Here is an 18636-nt window from a genome sequence, read left to right on the forward strand (position 1 = left end):
CTAACTGTATTTGATTGGGACAACTAAAAAAACATCTATCGAAGAGGTTTTAATAATGATAATGTCAGGAAATAGCGTAGTTACCTAAAAAAGTGGCAAGCATGCGAAATCGTTGAGTCCAGAACGACTTAGATCCCTTTTCAAAATGGATTGGTAGTGGCGTTTGACGAACCTTATTTGGTGCATCGGCACGACGGAGGAGGGCAAAAATTTTAGCTTTTATTTCAAGCGGGTTAAATGGTTTTGATAGAAAAGAATCTGCCCCTTGTTCGAGACAACTAATCCGTGTTCTGCTATCCGAAACGTTAGAAGGAACCATGACAGGAGTTTGCGATGAAAGCCTGCTCATGCGGATGAGTTTGATTAATTCAAGCCCACTAAATAGGGGAAGTTCAAGTTCAGTCAGGACAATGTCAAATCGATTTCCCTGGACCAGTAAACGGGCTGCATATTGCCCACTGTCAGCTACTGTAATCGTAAAATCCTGAGAAAGTGTTTGGACGAGGATATTAACAACGTACGGGTTATCATCAACGATGAGTATGTGACGCTTCATATCGATTTGTGGGTACTTTTTAAGTATTTATGGGGTATTATTTGAGGTTTTAGACTAGAGCCCCCTACCATCGGTTACTAAGCTTCAGTAAAAAAAAAGCTCCGTTTCGTGTATAAATAGAGCGCTATATGAGCGCCTTAATGATATTAATAAAATTATAATTATGTTTAAAATGTTGATTATGAGGTATTTGTTCTATGGTAAATAAAAGATTTTGGCCTTTTAAATCGTACCTGGCAAAGCAAAAGAAATAAGTCAATTTTACTAAAAATTGATTAAACTGTACATAAATGGTATCAAGTTTAGTCAATAGATTGCTTAAGTAAGAAAATAGCTTAGTTGGGGAATATAGGAAATGTGTAAACTAAAAAACTTTCGTTAGTTTAAATTATAAATTAAGAGGTTGTTTAATGCAAATAAGGTAACATTTTATCTATATGTCACCAAATGTAGAAATCTTTTTAACAGAATAGTACAATAGCTATCATCAATATATCTGACCTGTTCAATAATTATGCCATTTATGTACTTCGGTTGTCAGCAACAATCATCTTCTCAAACTATCCGTTTTAGGACAAAGCCGTATATTTGGGCTACGTACCAGTTGAATTTATGAACCAACCAACTTTTTTTCAACGCTTTCGCCCACACTTATTTGCCGTGTTGGGTTTACTTGTCCTGGCTATTGTGTACTTCTCGCCAGTTATGTCGGGTAAAACGCTTTCCATGCATGATGTGCAGGAGGCTTCTGCATCGGCTCGTGAAATTCGTGAGATAGCTAAGGAAACAGGGGTAAAACCGTTATGGACTGATGCTGTTTTTAGTGGTATGCCCGGCTACATGATCGATTTCAATTACCCCTACATTCTGGTTTATAAGGCCGTAATGGCTGTGGTCAATGTGCTCCCCAATACGGCCAGTATCGTATTTATGGTCATGTTGAGTATGTACATTCTAATGGTTGTTTTAGGGTGTAATGCCTGGCTATCGGCTTTAGGAGCTGCGGCATACGGTCTGGGTACATTCGGAATTGTAAGTCTGGAAGCTGGTCACGTGTCAAAACTTTTTGCTATGGCCTATGGGGCAGGTATGCTGGCAGGCGTGATCATGGCAATGAGAGGGCGTTATTGGCTGGGGGCTGCGCTACTTGGCTTTTTTATGTGTATGGAACTGGGAGCCAACCACATCCAAATCACATATTACCTTTTCATGACCATCGGCTTGTATGTGTTGATCGAAGGGATTGCCCTGATTAGAGATGGTAAATCCCGACAACTGGCTCTGGGATTGGCCACATTGGCGGTTGCCGGGGCTTTGGCCGCTGGAAGTTTCGGAAAACGTCTCTTAGTGCTGAATCAATACACAAAAGAAACGATCCGGGGCAAATCTGAATTAACTGCCAAAACCACAAATCCAGACGGTAAGACCCCCAGTAGTGAATCAAAAGGGGGATTGGATAAAGATTATGCTTTCACATACAGTTATGGTAAAGCCGAAACGCTAACCTTATTGATTCCTAATGCGTTTGGTGGTGCTTCGGGTGGTGGACTGACCACCGATTCTGAATTTTACAAAGCCATGACCAGTCGGGGTGTTGAGCCTGGAGCGGCCAAACAAATGGCTGAGCTTGGGGCGCCAACCTATTGGGGCGATCAGCCTATGGTTGGTGGTCCAGCCTACGCAGGAGCAGCCCTATTGTTCCTGTTTATCCTGAGTATGTTCATCATACGGGGAACCGTGCGTTGGTGGCTGCTGTCCGCAACGCTCCTCATGATCATGCTGGCCTGGGGAAAGAACCTACTTTTCTTCAATGAATTTCTGTTCGACAATTTACCCTACTTGAACAAGTTCAGAGCCATGACTATGGCGTTCTGTCTGGCTCAGCTGTTCATTGCAGCCGGTGCGGCTTTAGGTATCCAAACGATTGTTAGTCAAAAACTTAGCTTCGGCCAGCTAAAGCAGCCGTTATTGATAAGTTTCGGACTGACGGCTGGTCTGGCGGCACTTTTAGCGCTTTTGAGCGGTACATTCTTCACGTTTCAGGGGGCGAATGATCTGGGCATTTTATCCCGATATTTTGGCGAAGCGGCCAAAGAGTTCGAAACCGCGCTCATTCACGACCGGCAGAGTTTATTCCGCGCTGACGCCTTCAGATCGGTTATCCTGATCACGCTCGCTGGGGGTGCCATCTGGTTGTTCTTGACCAATAAGATTAAAGCGGGAATTTTGTATCCGCTGATTTTGGCTATTGTCGTTTTCGATTTGTTTTCGGTCGATAAGCGTTTCCTGAACAGTGAGGACTTTATCTCTAAAACCCAGGCCAGCGTCCTGTTTGAACCCACCTCGGCCGATCAACAGATTCTGCAGGATAAAGCATTAGGATACCGGGTGTTCGACCAGACCGGGTCTTTCATGGAAACGAACCGGACATCGTATTTTCACCGATCCATAGGTGGCTACAATACCACCCGGCTTCGGCGGTATAATGAACTGATCAATTTCGCTTTTCAGTCCAATACGCTCAACATGCTGAACATGCTGAATGCGAAGTACGTGATTCAGAATGGCCAGCCAAATCCCAATGATCCCCAACAGGCACCTGCCGGACCAGTTGCCTTACCTAATCCTGAGGTGATGGGACCCGCCTGGTTTGTCGGTAATGTACAACAGGTAGCGAATGCCGATGACGAGATGGCTGCTATGAAAACCCTGAATCCACGTGATTCGGCAGTGGTCGATAAGCGGTTTGCTGCCCAACTGGGAAATTTACCATCGAAAATGGACCATACGGGAAGTACTATCGAATTGACAAGTTACCGGCCCGATAAGCTAATCTATACGGCTAACGCAGCTCGGGATGGGCTGGTCGTTTTTTCGGAAATTTATTACCGGGGAGAAGAAGACTGGCAGGCCTTTATCGATGGAAAACTGGTGCCGCACCTTCGGGCAAATTATGTGCTGCGAGCGTTGCGGGTACCGTCAGGAAAGCACACGATCGAGTTTCGGTTTGACCCGCCACTGGCGCATATTGGCGATACGATTGATTTGATTTGTAATGTGCTGCTGCTTCTATTGATCGGATTTGTTATTTTTCATGAAGGCCGGAACCGAAGTACTAAGCAGGTGAGCATGCCCGAGCCTAGTGAACCAACGGCACCTTCAGTTATAGATCCAACCGTGAGAACAACTAAAGCCAAAACAAGATAGGGTAACGCTCATCTTTTAAACCAGGAAAAAGGCCCCTAACCGTGTCGAAAAGCGTATTGATTCGACACGGTCAGGGGCCTTTTTCCTGGCTTTTCTCACATCGTCGACAATTAATATCCAGTACCTACAAACTTTTTTAGATTTTGTCTGGTTAATATATTGTGCACAATATAATTGTATGCAATGGATAAGTTAATGCTTGCCAGTCAACTCTGTTTTCCACTCTATGCCTTGTCAAGACAGGTGACCGCCCTCTATCGGCCATTGCTTGAAAAGCTGGATTTAACGTATCCGCAGTATCTGGTCCTACTGCTGCTTTGGGAATCCGACAACCGAACCGTGGGTGAGATCGGTGATCGGCTTCTACTGGACTCTGGAACGTTAACGCCCCTGTTAAAAAGGATGGCACAAAAGGGTCTTCTAACCCGGCAACGCAATCCGGCTGATGAGCGGGAAGTAACCATTCAACTTACGGAAAGTGGGGTTGCCTTACGTTCTCAGGCTGTTGACATTCCCACCCAGTTACAGGAAAATCTGAAGCTGAATGATCAGGAAATTGTACGTCTGCGCAATGAACTGCAGGCACTTCTCAATCAATTAACGACAACAGACAAATTAAAAGAATAAATCATGTTTCAATCTTTGTATACCGCCCAGGCTACTGCCACTGGCGGGCGTGACGGTCGCGTTACGTCGTCCGATCAAGTTCTGAATCTCGATGTTCGTACTCCCCGTGAATTGGGTGGGTCGGGCGGTGCCTATTCAAATCCTGAGCAGTTATTTGCGGCAGGGTATGCCGCCTGTTTCGATAGTGCGCTTAATCTGGTGTCCCGTATGGCTAAAGTCAAAACGGGAATGACCAGCGTTCAAGCCGACGTTAGTATCGGTAAGCTGGACGATGGAGGCTTTGGTTTAGCAGTGGGGTTGGCGGTCAATATTCCGGGTGTGGATCAGACTGTGGCTGAAGAGTTAGTCGCAAAAGCCCATCAGGTTTGCCCTTACTCAAACGCTACCCGCGGAAATATTTCGGTAACTATTGTTGTCACTACACTTGAATTAACTGCCTCAATATGAACGATCAACAAATAATACTGGTGGCTCGACCAAAGGGATTGCCAGACGATAAAACATTTTCGATGGTAGCGGCTTCACTTCCCGAATTGAAAGAGGGACAAGTCTCTGTTGAAGGAGTCTATTTTTCAGTCGATCCATACATGCGGGGCCGTATGAACAGCTCGAAGTCGTATGTCGCTCCTTTTGCCGTGGGTGAACCGCTATCTGGTGGAGCCATTGCCAAAGTGATAGACAGTAAAGCAGAGGGTCTGCAGCCCGGTGATACGGTTGTGGGTAACCTGCCCTGGGCAACCCGCTCAGTTGTATCGGCGAAGGGCCTTAAAAAAATAGATACCAGTCTGGCTCCGGCAAGTTACTATCTTGGCATTCTGGGTATGCCCGGTTTGACCGCTTATTTTGGTTTGCTCGATATTGGCGCGCCTAAGGCAGGCGAAACTGTTGTGGTATCCGGAGCTGCCGGAGCCGTTGGGTTGATTGTTGGGCAGATCGCCAAAATAAAAGGTTGCCGGGTTGTAGGAATTGCCGGGTCCGATGATAAAGTAAAACTGTTAACTGAAGAGTTTGGCTTTGATGCAGTCGTGAACTACAAAACGGCAACTGATCTGGCCCAGGCGATTGGTGATGCCTGCCCTAAAGGCGTTGATATCTATTTTGACAATGTTGGGGGCGAGGTCTCGGATGCAGTGATCAGCCATCTTAACTTCCATGCCAGAATACCCTTATGCGGTCAGATTGCACTGTATAACACCACCGAAGTCCCCACAGGTCCGCGTATACAGCCGATGTTGCTGACAAGAAGTGTACTGATGAAAGGATTTATCGTTGGTAGTTATCAGGCACGCTATGAAGAGGGAGTTCATCAATTGGCTGCCTGGCTAAAAGAAGGGAAACTTCACTACACCGAAACGACTTTAAAAGGATTTGATAAGTTACCTGAAGCCATGCTTGGGCTTTTCTCAGGTCAAAATACCGGTAAAATGATTGTTGAAGTGTAAAGGAGCTACAATTCTCGAGAGCTTACCGTTTAACGGTTACTCTATTGAGTAACTTGTATGGGGAACATTTTTACCATAAAAAAAGCGTCGGTACCTACATGGAGATACCGACGCTTTTTTTATGATCAAGTATTAAGCGTTAGACTCTACCGTTGGTTTGGGAGCCACATGTTTGGCAATTAGCCGTGGACGGGTAACACCGTAAGATCCTATTGCAATCTTACCTTTTCGCGTTTTGAAATCGCCTTTACCCATAATTGAAACTGTTTTAGTTGACTATATCCAATCATGACGTATAAATGGCCGCGTTCGTTCATTCGACCTGTTGCCGGTATTAAGTGCATTTACTTTAATGCTCTTGCTTCAACGCCATTAGCTGTAATTTTAACGGGTTTGATGAAACCATTTTCGTCAAAATACATATGATCGACGCAGGTCTCCCGATGGTTACCGTCCGTTTCGGTTAAGGGGCGACGGTGGTAAACAATATACCAGTCGTCGGTATTAGGTACCTGAATAACCGAGTGGTGACCCGCTCCGGTAGCCACGGCGGGGTCCTGTTGTAAAATCTTGCCAACTCGTTCAAACGGACCAAAGGGTGAATCGGCTACGGCGTAGGCCACTGAGTAGTTGGGACCTGTCCAGCCGCCTTCCGACCACATAAAATAATACTTGCCCTTGCGGACAAACATGGTTGGGCCTTCTACATAACTCTTCGGCGTAATTTCCCGATAGGTTGTTCCATCCGGAAAGGGTATGAAGCCTGTGAAATCGTTTTTTAGGTGGGCAACGTTGCAATGTCCCCAACCCCCATAGAACAAATAATATTGTCCGTCTTTGTCTTTAAAAACGTACTGGTCAATCGGTTGAGCGCCATTATGAATTTGCCCTACCAGTGGTTTGCCCAGGTAATCACGAAATGGACCGGCTGGATTATCTGCCACGGCAACACCAATACCGCCCACCTCCTTTTTGTCGTCGTGGATATCATTTGCACCGAAAAACAGGAAAAACTTACCGTCTTTTTCGATGATTGCCGGAGCCCACATGGCCCGTTTTGCCCATTTTACGGCGGTAGAATCAAGGATTCGGCTGTGCTTGGTCCAGGTTTTCAGGTCGGGTGATGAAAATGCGTCGAAAAACACCTGCTTTTCATAAGGTGCGGAGTATGTGGGGTAAATCCAGTACTGTTTACCAAATATGACGCCTTCGGGATCGGCATACCAGCCCGGAAAGACAGGATTGCCACTACCTTTAATGGCTGACTTTGATTGAGCCAAGCCAGAGAAACCAATCAGTGAAAAAGTAAATAGTAAAAAATACCGTTGATAAATAGAAAAGCAACCAGTCATTGTTAGGGAGTAGTATTTAGTTTAAGCTGTAAAAGTAGGGAATATTGCTTGTGTCAACGAAGGTATAGGTGCCTGATTTATCGTTCATTTATTGGTACTGTAGCTCGGTTGCCTAGGCTTATATATAGACTATCGCATATTTCTTTCCCGGTAATGACCGAACAAACCCTTGAAACTCCAGCGTGAGCAGTAAGGAGGCAAGTCGTCCCATTGGAATCTGACTTTTCCAACTTAAGTCATCTACATGCAGATCTGAGGATTGGCGAAGCAGGGCTAAAATCTGACTTTCATCTGCTGTCAGGTTGAGCGGTAATGGAGGGGTTATGGTTTTTGTGGAAACCGAGGCTTTGTTAAGGTCCCAGTTCAGCGCTTCAATAATATCGGCAGGACTCGTATAAATCTGGGCTTTATTCTCCCGAATCAGCTTGTTGCAACCCGCCGAAAAAGCCTGGTTCAACTGACCGGGTACGGCAAATACCTCCCGATGATAATTGTTGGCGAATTCGGCCGTAATCAGTGCGCCACCTTTTGCCGCTGCTTCTACGACCACGACCAAATCACTCAATCCGGCTATAATGCGATTTCGGGCCGGAAACAGGTGGGCATCGGGCTTTGTACCGGGCCTGCTCTCAGTCAGCAAACCACCTTGCTGCAGCATTTCGCCCGCTGTTTTTTGGTGAACATTCGGATAAATGACATCCAGACCACTTGCCATAACGCCAATGGTCGGCAACCCACTGTTCAAACTTGACCGATGAGCGGCAATGTCGATTCCATAGGCCAGGCCACTAATAATACTACTGCCGAACGGAGTGACGGCTTCAATAATTTCATTAGTTATGCGTCGGCCATACTCGGTTGCCTGCCTGGTTCCAACAATACCTATCGTGCGTGAAATATTTAAATTGCCATTTCCCTGAAAGTATAGCAGGGCAGGGGAGTCATAAAGAGTCTTCAGTCGGGTGGGGTAGTCTTTGTCCGTATAAAACAGAGCGGTAGCGCCCATTTTTTCCAGTCGCTTACCTACTTGTTCGGCTTCCTGCAAGGGACCGGACTTTAAGATGGCCCGGGCTGTAACCTCACCAATACCGGGTATCTTCATCAATCGAGCCATGGGGGATCTAAATACCTCGGTGGCGGAGCCGCAGTAACTGATTAATTGTCGAATCAGGACACTTCCTACACCGGGAATAAGCGTAAGAGCAATTTGGTGGTGAGTGTTGGTGGACACGAAATCGCAAACTGGTTTTGTAAACGAAATAAAGGAAAGAATGACTTTTGCAAGCTTACCATTTTCTTCCCGAAAAAACCAATTCAACAGGTCAATGTATTGCCGATCAAAAATGAGGGGGAGGTTGACAATGAAGAAAGCGTTTAAATCGCCGAGATTGATTGACCTGTTCATTAAAGCAGGTAGTTTTCTTCTAGATAGTTTTTTTACAACTCTAACATACGCTGGTAGGATGGTAGCTGGAAGGCCGTTCGAAAGGTCTTATGTAGATTTGCTAAATGCAATGTAACAGCTATGGAACAACCTATACTAACGGGCACCTATACCCTGGAAAAATTTCCCGGTAAGGGGGGATGGACGTATGCGGCAATTCCCGAGATATTGCCAGATAAGCATTCATATTTTGGATGGGTTCGGGTCAGGGGAACTATCGATGGTATCGAACTCGGTAGCGCTAAACTCATGCCTATGGGTAATGGCATTCTTTTTCTGCCGGTAAAAGCGGCCTTCCGTAAAAAAATTGGCAAAGAAGCCGGTGATTCTATTCGGCTGGTGCTTTATGCTGATGCCCTCCCAGCGGAATTGCCCGACGAATTTCGGCTTTGTTTACTGGATGAACCATCGGCTTTTCAGGCATTTTTGTCTTCTGCCGAAACCGAACAAAAAGCATTGATTCATTGGATTTATTCGGCCGCGAGTGAAGACGTTAAAATTGACCGAATGGCAAAAACCATTGATAAGCTGGCACGTCAGCAAACACGGTAATCCGCAAGAAAACACTTTGTTTCGGAAGAGACACTTTACTCCTCATTTTCATCTGACGATAACTCATAGTTGATGGCTGTCTGATCATCTGCCAGTTTTTTTGGTTTATCCAATTCAGCCCGCAACTTCTCCAGCCCTACCTTAATTCGTTTCAATTTGTTAATATAAACTGCGTGCTCCCGACGGTTCGCATCGCGGGATTTCAGGTACTCCCGTGCGCCCGGTAGGGTATATCCTTTTTCGTTGGTTAGTTCGAGAATTTCTTTGAGATGGTCGATATCCGACTGGGTGTAAACCCGGTCGCCGGAGCGATTCTTTTTGGGTTGTAGGGTCGGGAATTCTTTCTCATAATAGCGTAGTTTCGACGCGTTGATCGTAAACATCTCCGCTACTTCCTTAATCCCGTAATACAACTTACCTCCGTTTTCCATACTGCAAACTTGGAAAGCTGTCTGAATAAACGCAAGTTTTGCCGTAAATTTGCAGAACAGTCAGTAAGTCAGTAAGTCAATTAGTCGGTAAGTAAAGGTCGGCGCGGTAACTTACTGACTTACCGGCTTATTGACTTACTGACTAAAAAAAATGACTTCCCACGAAATACGTCGGCATTTTCTCGACTTCTTCCAGTCCAAACAACACCTGATTGTTCAATCGGCTCCGCTGGTCGCCAAAAACGACCCGACGCTGATGTTTAACAACTCAGGCATGGCGCAGTTCAAAGATTTCTTTCTGGGTAACGGTACGCCCCCGTCCAAACGGGTTGCCGATACGCAGAAGTGCCTGCGGGTATCGGGGAAGCACAATGACCTGGAAGATGTTGGGTTTGATACCTATCACCACACCATGTTCGAGATGCTTGGCAACTGGTCGTTTGGTGATTACTTTAAAAAAGAGGCCATCACCTGGGCATGGGAACTGCTGACAGAAGTGTACCAATTACCTAAAGACCGGCTTTACGTTTCTGTATTTCAGGGCGATACCAAAGATGGCGTTCCCTTCGATCAGGAAGCGTTCGACCTTTGGAAACCCATCGTGGGTGAAGACCGGATCATTTACGGTAATAAGAAAGATAACTTCTGGGAAATGGGCGATACGGGTCCGTGTGGTCCCTGCTCCGAAATCCATATCGACTTGCGGTCGCCCGAAGAAATTGCAGAAAAGTCGGGAAAGGAGTTAGTCAACGCCGATCATCCGCAGGTGGTAGAAATCTGGAACCTGGTGTTCATGCAGTTCAACCGGAAAGCCGACAGCTCCCTGGAGCCGCTGCCCGCCCGTCACGTCGATACGGGTATGGGTTTTGAACGACTCTGCATGGCCATCCAGAAAAAACGCTCGAACTACGATACTGACGTCTTTACGGGTACGATCCGTGTCATCGAAGAGCTGTCCGGTACAACGTATGGCGGCACGATGGATAAAGCTGACGTGGCCATGCGCGTAATAGCCGACCACATCCGGGCTGTATCCTTCGCCATTGCCGACGGATTGGTGCCGTCAAATGCCAAGGCAGGCTATGTGATCAGACGGATTCTGCGCCGGGCTATTCGGTACGGGTACTCGTACCTGAATCTGACCGAGCCGTTCATGACCAAACTCGTGCCCACCCTGGCTTTACAATTTGCCGATGTTTTCCCTGAACTGAACGCCCAGCGCGATTTTGTCGCTACCGTGATTCGGGAAGAAGAAATCTCGTTTCTGCGCACCCTGGGAACGGGCCTGGGCCGTCTGGATCAAATCATTGGTCAGTTAACCACTGAAAATAAATCTGAAATTCCCGGAGAAACCGTTTTTGAGCTGAACGACACCTTCGGCTTCCCTGCTGATTTAACGGCTCTGATTGCCCGTGAAAAAGGCCTGTCTATTGATGAGGCCGGTTTCCAGAAAGCCCTTCAGGAGCAGAAAGCCCGGTCCCGTAAAGATGCGACCTCATCGGCCGGTGACTGGATAGACGTGAACGAAACCGAACGCGTTGAGTTCGTTGGCTACGACCAACCGGAAGCCTATGCGAACATTGTGAAGTATCGTAAGATTCAAAACAAGCAGGGAACGCAGGTGCAGGTTGTACTTGACAAAACGCCTTTCTACGCTGAATCGGGTGGACAAATTGGTGACACTGGCGTACTGGAACTGTTCAAAGGTTCCGATCAGATCGGAACGCTGACAGTTCTGGATACGAAAAAAGAAAATGATCTGAGTATTCACATCGTTCAGGACGTGGCTGGTATTGATGACCTGCTAACCGAAGCCGATTCGGTTTATGCCGTTATCAACACCGCCCGGCGCGGATTAACCAGCAGCAACCACTCGGCCACCCATTTACTGCACTCAGCGCTCCGCGAGGTATTGGGAACGCACGTTGGCCAGAAGGGCTCGTATGTTGGTCCCGACGCCCTGCGCTTTGACTTCTCGCACTTCAGCAAAGTCACCGACGAACAATTGGCCGAAGTAGAGCGCATCGTAAACGAGAAAATACGCGAAGACATCAGGTTGGATGAGAAGCGGAACGTTCCCATTGCCGAGGCTAAAGAATTAGGAGCTACAGCCTTGTTTGGCGAAAAATATGGGGATTTTGTCCGGGTCATTACCTTCGATCCCAACTACTCAGTCGAGCTTTGTGGTGGTACACACGTTCCGGCAACGGGCCACATTGGTTTGTTCAAATTCACCGGCGAAGGCTCCGTGTCAACGGGTATCCGTCGGGTAGAAGCTAAAACTTCTGCAGGAGCTGAAGCCCTCATCAATGAGCAAATGGCAGTTGTGAGTGAGCTTAAAGAATTACTTAAAGCACCGAAGGACGTTGTGAAAGCCGTACAGGCTTTGTTGGATGAACGGGCAGCTCTGCAAAAGCAGGTTGAAGCACTTCAGAACGAAAAAGTGCAGCAGTTGAAAAACGAGTTACTCACCAAAGTACAGGCTGTAAACGGGCATATGGTGCTTGTTGAGCGCGTGGAAGTGCCATCTGCCGACGCCCTCAAGCAACTGGCTTATGATTTGAAAGCGAAAATTGACAACCTGGCCGTGGTGCTGGGTGCTGACGTCAACGGCAAGCCGCAACTGGCTGTCATGCTGCCCGAAGTGCTCATTCAGGACAAGAAACTGAACGCTGGTCAGGTGGTGAAAGAACTGGCAAAAAATATCAAAGGCGGTGGCGGGGGCCAACCTTTCTTCGCCACAGCAGGCGGTACGGATCTATCGGGTCTCGATGCGGCCCTGGCGCAAGGGAAAGAATTACTGGGATAACCTGTTTATTAGTGCCTATTATTAGTAGACAGAGAAGCACGGAGTAAAATGGAGATGCATAGAGATTTTCTATTAATTTCTCTGTGCATCTCCATTTTACTCCGTGCTTCTCTGTCTACTAACCCATAACCTCCACCTTTCATGCGAATTCTTCTCTTTTGTTTCCTGATAACCAACATCGCGTTGGCCCAAAAGCAAAACGTTGATGTTCTGATAAAATCGGGAAACCTGATCGATGTACGAACAGGCCACGTTCTGACGAAGAAAATCATTGCCATTCGTGGGAAAACGATTGTTGGTGTTTTTAAGGAAGCACGGCTTAAAAACTTCCGGGCAAAAACGATTATCGACGCCACGGGAAAATTCGTTATACCGGGCCTTTGGGATATGCACGTCCACTTTGGCGGGGGCGATACACTTATTGAAGAGAACAAAAACCTGTTCCCTTTATACATCGCGCAGGGCATTACGGGCATTCGGGATGCGGCTGCCGACCTAAGTACTAACGTACTAAAGTGGCGGGATCAAATCTCGTCGGGAGAATTAGCGGGGCCTACGCTGTTTACATCAGGCCCGAAACTGGAAGGCTATAAGTCGACCTGGATAGGCGATATAGAAGTCAGCACGAACGAAGAAGTCGATAAAATGCTCGATTCCTTACAGGGATTAAAAGTAGATTTTGTGAAGATTACCGATAACGCGATCAAGCCCGACATTTATCTCTACATTCTTCAGGAAGCTAAAAAACGGGGTTTAAAAACATCGGGCCACGTGCCCTTTGCCCTCAGCATGGATGAAGTTTCCTCGGCTGGCCTGGGGTCTGTTGAGCACATGAGTTACGTACTAAAGGCGGGTTCCATGCGCGACAAAGAAGTAGCCGACAAAGTTCGGACAGGCCAGCTGACCACCCGAATAGCCGCACCAATGATTGCCCAGAGTTTTGATCAAGCCACCGCCCTGGCGGTCTATCAGCGGATGGCCAGAAACGGTACGTTTGTTGTCCCAACACTGACAATCAGTCGAACTATCGCTTACCTGGATCAGGATAACCATACGCAGGACAGCTATCTTCAATACATCGGGCAAGGACTGAAAAATACATATGCGTGGCGGGTGAACCGAGTGGCCAAAGACAGCCCCGAAGCTATTGCCGAGCGTCATGCCACTTATGAGAAATCGGCCGCTTTGCTTCCCCTTTTGCATAAAGCCGGGGTGACAATTATGGCCGGAACGGATGCCGGTTTTCTAAATTCGTATGTTTATCCTGGCCTAGGCTTACACCACGAACTTCAGTATTTTGTAAAAGCCGGACTAAAGCCATTGCAGGCCTTGCAGTCGGCCATCATTCCGGGACCTGTCTTCCTGGGCAAAACCTCGTTATTTGGCAGTATCGATGCCGGGAAAAGTGCCGATATTGTCCTGCTCGACAGAAATCCAACTCAGGATATTGCCGCCACGCGGGCCATCCATGCGGTCATTCTGCGCGGAACCGTGTACGACAGAAAGGCGTTGGATAAATTACTGGCCGAAGTAAAAAGGAAAGCCAGCCAATAAGAATGTCAGTAAGTTCACAACCCATTGGCGTATTTGATTCCGGTTATGGTGGCTTGACCGTCTTGCGTGAGATTGTCCGTAAACTACCCCAATACGACTACATCTACCTCGGAGACAACGCCCGTACACCCTATGGAACGCGCTCCTTCGAGACCGTTTACCACTATACCCTCGAATGTGTTCAGCATCTGTTCGACCGGGGCTGCCGTTTGGTGGTGCTGGCCTGCAACACGGCATCCGCTAAAGCACTTCGTAACATCCAGCAGCTCGACTTGCCTGCGCAACACCCCGACCGGCGGGTGCTGGGTGTCATACGTCCCACAACCGAAGTTATAGGTCATTACTCCAAAACCGGTAATGTTGGTGTGCTGGCGACACGAGGAACCGTTACATCCGAGTCGTACCTGGTTGAGATTGAAAAATTCTTTCCTCAGCTGAACGTTTATCAGGAAGCCTGCCCCATGTGGGTGCCGCTCGTTGAAAATGGGGAGTACAAAAGCCCTGGCGCCGATTACTTTGTGAAACAGCACCTTGATCGCCTGCTGAACCAATCGCCCGACATTGATACCATTCTGTTGGCATGCACGCACTACCCGTTATTGCTCGATAAGATCCGGCAATGTGCTCCACAAGACGCGACTATTCTTAGTCAGGGGGGCATTGTAGCCGACAGCCTGGCGGACTATCTACAGCGTCACCCTGAACTGGAAGCGCAGTGCAGTAAATACGGTCAGCGCATCTTTCTGACCACCGACTCAACGGAGGATTTTAACCGGCAGGCGACCGTTTTTTATGGGCAACCCGTTCAGTCTGTGCATCTGGCGTTGTAGCCTGTACACCGGAGTGGTACTCCGGTGTAGCCGCCATAGCGGCTAATCGGTAGCTAAAACTAAGCCTAAAGGCTTCAGCGGAGCACCAGTTCTGTGTACAAAACAGAGCCATTCAAACTACTTCAAATTAAGTTTGAGCACCTGTTTTAGCAACGTTTCCAACTGAGCTTGCTTTTGTTTGATGGCTTCCAACTCCGTAGTCTGTTTCTGGTTTTGTTTTTCAAGTTGAATGGAGTAAAGGGTCAGCTCCTCGACCTTCTCTAGCAGCAAGGCGTTCATCTTCACCAGATCGACCCCCTCCCGAACCATCTCCCCGGCCGAGGGTATCCCTGGCAAATGACCATGCTGGCCCACATACTGCGCCACACTGACCAACGGCCGTAGCGTATAGGTCGGCGAGAAGACCTTGTCACTCCACTCACTTGCCTGACTGATGCGCAATTGATAGCGGGCTTTGACAACATCGCCCAGTTCGTTAACGGTCAGAAAGGCATCGGCCAACTGGCTGGGTTTGCTCTGGCTGGTGAGCCGGGACAACCTTAGGCCACTGGCCTCGGCCGTGGGACCCACCACATCCAGCCGGGCCTGGGGAGCCGAGGTGCCGATGCCCACATTAACCTCATTACCCAACACCAGGGCATTGCTCACGGTAACGGTGGCCTCGGCCCCGATGGCGGTGGCATGGTGGAGAGCCATCGACTCGGCGCGGGCCTGATGGCCGATGAGCGTGTTGCTATTGCCAGCCCAGTGTCCACCACCGGCGTCTCCACCGATGATGGTGTTATGATCGCCCTGCCCGGCGCCGGTTTGGGAGTTGAGGCCCATAAGGATGTTATCGTTGCCGGTGATAGTGGCTGTACCGGAGTTGGGGCCAATGATGATGTTGTTTGTGCCTGTGGTGTTGTTAAACCCGGCTTTAGTGCCTACAAAGGTGTTGTTGGAAGCCGTGTTGCTGTATCCTGCCGAGTCGCCCAGGGCAACGATGTTGTGACCAGTTTGGTTAGTGAAACCTGACCATACCCCCATATATACGTTGGAGTAACCTGTAGTGTTAAAAATGCCGGACTGGTAGCCCACAAATGAATTATTGTAACCAGTACTGTTTAGGGTACCAGCCTGATAGCCCAGGATAGAGTTGTTTGAGCCCGTGGTATTGAAATAGCCTACAAAATTTCCCATGAACGTATTTGACGTACCTGAAGTATTACCGTAGCCTGCTTGTAAGCCCATGAAGGTATTTGAGTACCCCGAAGTGTTGTTAAACCCTGATCTTGTGCCTACAAAGGTATTGTCGAACCCAAAAGTATTGGCATTGCCTGCCTGATAGCCTACAAAGGAATTATTTACACCTGTGGTGTTGGCATAGCCTGCCTCATCGCCAATGAAAGAGTTACTGGTGCCTGAGTTGTTAAAAAAACCTGCCTGAAAGCCAACAAAGACATTTTGTACGCCTAAAGTGGTGGATGAACCGGCCTGAACACCCACCATGGTGTTCTGTCGGCCGGGCGTAGCTGAAACGGGAGAGTTGGCTACATAGTTATTTTGAGCCAGAAGTGTGTTACTAAACAGTACGAGTAAGAGGAAGTAGAGATATGGCATAAAATTAATTGGAATGTGTCGACTTATGAATATGCAATCATGTCGAGTTTTTTTATGGTGAACAACAGCAAAAAATTAGCCAATTCAATAAATTATAGGTTAACTTTTTTATTTCTAACCCACCCATTCCAACAGAAAATCAAGTGTAAAAACCCAACATGGTTAATGGTTTTGACTATCATTTCACCAGTTAGGGTTTTTAGCCGATGGCTTATGTTTTGTCAAAATGCTACCCGATAGTTCAAGACGAGTATCAGACCGGTGGCATAATAGGACTCTACGGTACTTCTTGCCGGATCGAAATAACGGTTGTAGACGTTCTGCCGATTGATGGCATTTTGTAAATCGAGGGATAGGGTGTCGGTGGAGTGGGGCGGTTCTTCTTCCAGCTAAGCCGAACGTTCGGTAATACTATGCGCCCCTTTGCCGGTATGACCGCCAGCTATTGCCCAGCCCCGACTAAGCGGAAGAAGAAGTGCAGGGTATGTTTCTGGCCGTTTGGGAAAAAGGAGAGGATTTATTCATATCGGCTTCTTTGAAGTCATACCTCTACCGTGCCGTGCATAACCGCTGCCTGAATCACATCAAACAGGCAACCATACGTGACAAACATCGGGATTAAACAAGGTATGTGGGTGATCTTCATGTTGAGTCGCCCTTGCAACTCGTGCTGGGCGATGAGCTGGCTAACCGGATGCAGACCGTTACAGAAAAAATTGCCGGAAAAGTGTCGTCTGGCATTTAGTACGTCAGTTTTATACCATCCTATCAGCGGGGAATAGCTTTGAGCGGGCAGGGAGCCCTAAATTAAGTACGGCTTATAGACCCAGTACAGCCTTTATTCTCTCAAAAGCCAGCCTACCCACACTGATTAAAGTATAGCTTACTAATGGTCATCTGTTAGGAAAAGTACTTAACAAAATCTTGCAGCGTTATGTTAGATATATGGAATAAGTAGGGATTTTGATGAATTCGCAAAAAGAGAGGATGAAGGTATTTCGGGTGCGGCACTTTTGGGTGTGGTTGATCAGTTGTTTAGGACTGACCATTCTTTCTGTTCAGGCGCAGGATGGATGGCGTTTAGCCAAAGATAAAGACCAGATAAAAGTCTATACTCGAGATGTGCCCGGTAGCCGGTCGACAGAAATAAAGGTAGATTGTCTGATGCCCGGTACACAGAATCAACTGGTCGCCATGCTGTCAGATATTGCGAACTACAAGAATGTAATGTACAAGACAAAAGCGGCTAACCTTGTTCGGCGGGTGAGTGAAACGGAACTTGTCTACTACGTGGTGACGGCATTGCCCTGGCCAGTCAGTGACCGCGACATGAGCGTTCAATTAACGTTCGCGCAAGACCCTGTTACGAAAGTCGTGCAGGTTAAGGGGGTAGGAGTGCCTAATATGGTGGCTCCCCGTCCAAATACTGTTCGCATTGCTGACTGGCTGGCTGTTTGGCAGATTAAACAATTGCCGAGGCAACAATTGCAAGTCATCTATACCTGCCGCGTTGATCCTGGTGGCGATATACCCGCCTGGCTCGATAATATGGCGGCTGCTAACAGTGCGTATCAATCATTTACGCTGATTCGCAACAGCATCTCTCTTCCCCGTTATCAGGGAAAAACCTATTCTTTTTTAACCCAGTAAGCATTAGGATTAGGACTTTTGTCCAGCGGTTGGAATCAATTGCTTTTCGTACGCCAGAAATTTTAGGCCCGGACGGAAACTTAGCGTAATGTCGCCCGCATATCGGTAACCAAGCTTTGGGAAAAGCGTTTGGGTAATCTGGTTTTCGGAGTTAGTATCGATTCGCAGAAATTGAATACCTCGTTCTACCGCAATCTGCTCTGCCTGATTTAGTAAGGCAACCGCTACGCCCCGTCCCCGAAAAGCCGGGTCAACGGCCAGCCGATGGGTTACAATTGCCCGTTGGCTCGCATCGAAGCCAACCTGTGCGTATTCAGGCTCCTGATCTTCCGTAATGGCCGCTACCCCGGCCAATAAGTCGTCTACGTAAGCGACCCAAAGTTGGTTTTTGGCAATATCATTGGCAAATACATCGTGATTTGGGTAGTGTTCATCCCATTGGAAATTGCCTGCCTGGCGCATGAGCGGCACGACATGGTGAATCAGGTGCATTAAAGCGGGTAGGTCGAGGGCAGTTGCGGGGCGAACGGTCATTCTTGATCAGCTATTAATTTGGCGCAGAAACGGTTTATGTCGAGTCGTA

General features: G+C 47.7%; 17 protein-coding genes. 10 read left to right on the forward strand and 7 right to left on the reverse strand.

Annotated elements, in window-relative coordinates; translation table 11 throughout:
* Positions 1–64 precede the first annotated feature (64 nt).
* Positions 65–556 (reverse strand): response regulator transcription factor, encoded by a 492-nt coding sequence (locus ACYVK4_RS15050; protein WP_461128344.1) that lies wholly within the window; start codon positions 554–556, stop codon positions 65–67.
* A gap of 612 nt (positions 557–1168) precedes the next feature.
* Between ACYVK4_RS15050 and ACYVK4_RS15055 the strand changes: the two genes are divergently transcribed.
* The 4 genes from ACYVK4_RS15055 to ACYVK4_RS15070 all read left to right on the forward strand — a co-directional run bounded on the left by ACYVK4_RS15055 (position 1169) and on the right by ACYVK4_RS15070 (position 5832).
* Positions 1169–3763: a hypothetical protein gene (locus tag ACYVK4_RS15055; RefSeq protein WP_461128345.1), complete on the forward strand. Its 2595-nt coding sequence runs from the start codon at positions 1169–1171 to the stop codon at positions 3761–3763.
* A gap of 183 nt (positions 3764–3946) precedes the next feature.
* Complete coding sequence (locus ACYVK4_RS15060) at positions 3947–4390, forward strand: MarR family winged helix-turn-helix transcriptional regulator (RefSeq protein WP_461128346.1); 444 nt, start codon at positions 3947–3949, stop codon at positions 4388–4390.
* Positions 4391–4393: 3 nt separating this feature from the next.
* A complete protein-coding gene (locus tag ACYVK4_RS15065) occupies positions 4394–4837 on the forward strand; it encodes an organic hydroperoxide resistance protein (protein WP_461128347.1) in 444 nt (147 codons plus the stop codon).
* A complete protein-coding gene (locus ACYVK4_RS15070) occupies positions 4834–5832 on the forward strand; it encodes an NADP-dependent oxidoreductase (protein ID WP_461128348.1) in 999 nt (332 codons plus the stop codon). Before ACYVK4_RS15065 ends, ACYVK4_RS15070 begins: the two co-directional genes overlap by 4 nt.
* 132 nt (positions 5833–5964) lie before the next feature.
* Here the strand turns inward: ACYVK4_RS15070 and ACYVK4_RS15075 are convergent, their stop codons facing one another.
* From ACYVK4_RS15075 to dprA, 3 genes are all read right to left on the reverse strand, one after another.
* Complete coding sequence (locus ACYVK4_RS15075; protein ID WP_461128349.1) at positions 5965–6087, reverse strand: 30S ribosomal protein THX; 123 nt, start codon at positions 6085–6087, stop codon at positions 5965–5967.
* 89 nt (positions 6088–6176) lie between these two features.
* Positions 6177–7184 carry a glycoside hydrolase family 43 protein gene (locus ACYVK4_RS15080; RefSeq protein ID WP_461128350.1) on the reverse strand — a complete coding sequence of 336 codons (1008 nt, stop codon included), beginning with the start codon at positions 7182–7184 and terminating at the stop codon, positions 6177–6179.
* 118 nt (positions 7185–7302) lie between these two features.
* Positions 7303–8415, reverse strand: a complete 1113-nt coding sequence (dprA, locus tag ACYVK4_RS15085; protein WP_461129604.1) for a DNA-processing protein DprA — start codon at positions 8413–8415, stop codon at positions 7303–7305.
* A 294-nt stretch (positions 8416–8709) separates the two neighbouring features.
* Here dprA and ACYVK4_RS15090 point away from each other — a divergent pair, with 294 nt between their 5' ends.
* Positions 8710–9180, forward strand: a complete 471-nt coding sequence (locus ACYVK4_RS15090) for a YdeI/OmpD-associated family protein (protein WP_461128351.1) — start codon at positions 8710–8712, stop codon at positions 9178–9180.
* Positions 9181–9215: 35 nt separating this feature from the next.
* Here the strand turns inward: ACYVK4_RS15090 and ACYVK4_RS15095 are convergent, their stop codons facing one another.
* Positions 9216–9611 carry a MerR family transcriptional regulator gene (locus ACYVK4_RS15095; protein ID WP_461128352.1) on the reverse strand — a complete coding sequence of 132 codons (396 nt, stop codon included), beginning with the start codon at positions 9609–9611 and terminating at the stop codon, positions 9216–9218.
* 151 nt (positions 9612–9762) lie between these two features.
* Here ACYVK4_RS15095 and alaS point away from each other — a divergent pair, with 151 nt between their 5' ends.
* The 3 genes from alaS to murI all read left to right on the forward strand — a co-directional run bounded on the left by alaS (position 9763) and on the right by murI (position 14804).
* A complete protein-coding gene (gene alaS / locus ACYVK4_RS15100; RefSeq protein ID WP_461128353.1) occupies positions 9763–12420 on the forward strand; it encodes an alanine--tRNA ligase in 2658 nt (885 codons plus the stop codon).
* A 141-nt stretch (positions 12421–12561) separates the two neighbouring features.
* Complete coding sequence (locus ACYVK4_RS15105) at positions 12562–13974, forward strand: amidohydrolase family protein (RefSeq protein ID WP_461128354.1); 1413 nt, start codon at positions 12562–12564, stop codon at positions 13972–13974.
* A 2-nt stretch (positions 13975–13976) separates the two neighbouring features.
* On the forward strand, positions 13977–14804 hold the full coding sequence (murI, locus tag ACYVK4_RS15110) for a glutamate racemase (RefSeq protein WP_461128355.1): 828 nt from the start codon (positions 13977–13979) through the stop codon (positions 14802–14804).
* 117 nt (positions 14805–14921) lie between these two features.
* Here murI and ACYVK4_RS15115 read toward each other — a convergent pair whose 3' ends face one another.
* Entirely contained in the window at positions 14922–16403 is a 1482-nt protein-coding gene (locus ACYVK4_RS15115; RefSeq protein WP_461128356.1) for a hypothetical protein, read from the reverse strand.
* A gap of 484 nt (positions 16404–16887) precedes the next feature.
* Here ACYVK4_RS15115 and ACYVK4_RS15120 point away from each other — a divergent pair, with 484 nt between their 5' ends.
* Positions 16888–17025, forward strand: coding sequence for a hypothetical protein (locus tag ACYVK4_RS15120; protein ID WP_461129605.1), 138 nt, complete (start codon positions 16888–16890; stop codon positions 17023–17025).
* 344 nt (positions 17026–17369) lie between these two features.
* Positions 17370–18053, forward strand: a complete 684-nt coding sequence (locus ACYVK4_RS15125; RefSeq protein ID WP_461128357.1) for an SRPBCC family protein — start codon at positions 17370–17372, stop codon at positions 18051–18053.
* A gap of 9 nt (positions 18054–18062) precedes the next feature.
* Here ACYVK4_RS15125 and ACYVK4_RS15130 read toward each other — a convergent pair whose 3' ends face one another.
* On the reverse strand, positions 18063–18587 hold the full coding sequence (locus ACYVK4_RS15130) for a GNAT family N-acetyltransferase (RefSeq protein WP_461128358.1): 525 nt from the start codon (positions 18585–18587) through the stop codon (positions 18063–18065).
* Positions 18588–18636 lie beyond the last annotated feature (49 nt).

The organism is Spirosoma aerophilum (assembly GCF_054782495.1).

Coding starts and splice junctions, on each gene's coding strand:
- ACYVK4_RS15050 (WP_461128344.1), bottom strand. CDS start 556: ATGAAGCGTCACATACTCATCGTTGATGATAACCCGTACGTTGTTAAT.
- ACYVK4_RS15055 (WP_461128345.1), top strand. CDS start 1,169: ATGAACCAACCAACTTTTTTTCAACGCTTTCGCCCACACTTATTTGCC.
- ACYVK4_RS15060 (WP_461128346.1), top strand. CDS start 3,947: ATGGATAAGTTAATGCTTGCCAGTCAACTCTGTTTTCCACTCTATGCC.
- ACYVK4_RS15065 (WP_461128347.1), top strand. CDS start 4,394: ATGTTTCAATCTTTGTATACCGCCCAGGCTACTGCCACTGGCGGGCGT.
- ACYVK4_RS15070 (WP_461128348.1), top strand. CDS start 4,834: ATGAACGATCAACAAATAATACTGGTGGCTCGACCAAAGGGATTGCCA.
- ACYVK4_RS15075 (WP_461128349.1), bottom strand. CDS start 6,087: ATGGGTAAAGGCGATTTCAAAACGCGAAAAGGTAAGATTGCAATAGGA.
- ACYVK4_RS15080 (WP_461128350.1), bottom strand. CDS start 7,184: ATGACTGGTTGCTTTTCTATTTATCAACGGTATTTTTTACTATTTACT.
- ACYVK4_RS15090 (WP_461128351.1), top strand. CDS start 8,710: ATGGAACAACCTATACTAACGGGCACCTATACCCTGGAAAAATTTCCC.
- ACYVK4_RS15095 (WP_461128352.1), bottom strand. CDS start 9,611: ATGGAAAACGGAGGTAAGTTGTATTACGGGATTAAGGAAGTAGCGGAG.
- alaS (WP_461128353.1), top strand. CDS start 9,763: ATGACTTCCCACGAAATACGTCGGCATTTTCTCGACTTCTTCCAGTCC.
- ACYVK4_RS15105 (WP_461128354.1), top strand. CDS start 12,562: ATGCGAATTCTTCTCTTTTGTTTCCTGATAACCAACATCGCGTTGGCC.
- murI (WP_461128355.1), top strand. CDS start 13,977: ATGTCAGTAAGTTCACAACCCATTGGCGTATTTGATTCCGGTTATGGT.
- ACYVK4_RS15115 (WP_461128356.1), bottom strand. CDS start 16,403: ATGCCATATCTCTACTTCCTCTTACTCGTACTGTTTAGTAACACACTT.
- ACYVK4_RS15120 (WP_461129605.1), top strand. CDS start 16,888: ATGTTTCTGGCCGTTTGGGAAAAAGGAGAGGATTTATTCATATCGGCT.
- ACYVK4_RS15125 (WP_461128357.1), top strand. CDS start 17,370: ATGAATTCGCAAAAAGAGAGGATGAAGGTATTTCGGGTGCGGCACTTT.
- ACYVK4_RS15130 (WP_461128358.1), bottom strand. CDS start 18,587: ATGACCGTTCGCCCCGCAACTGCCCTCGACCTACCCGCTTTAATGCAC.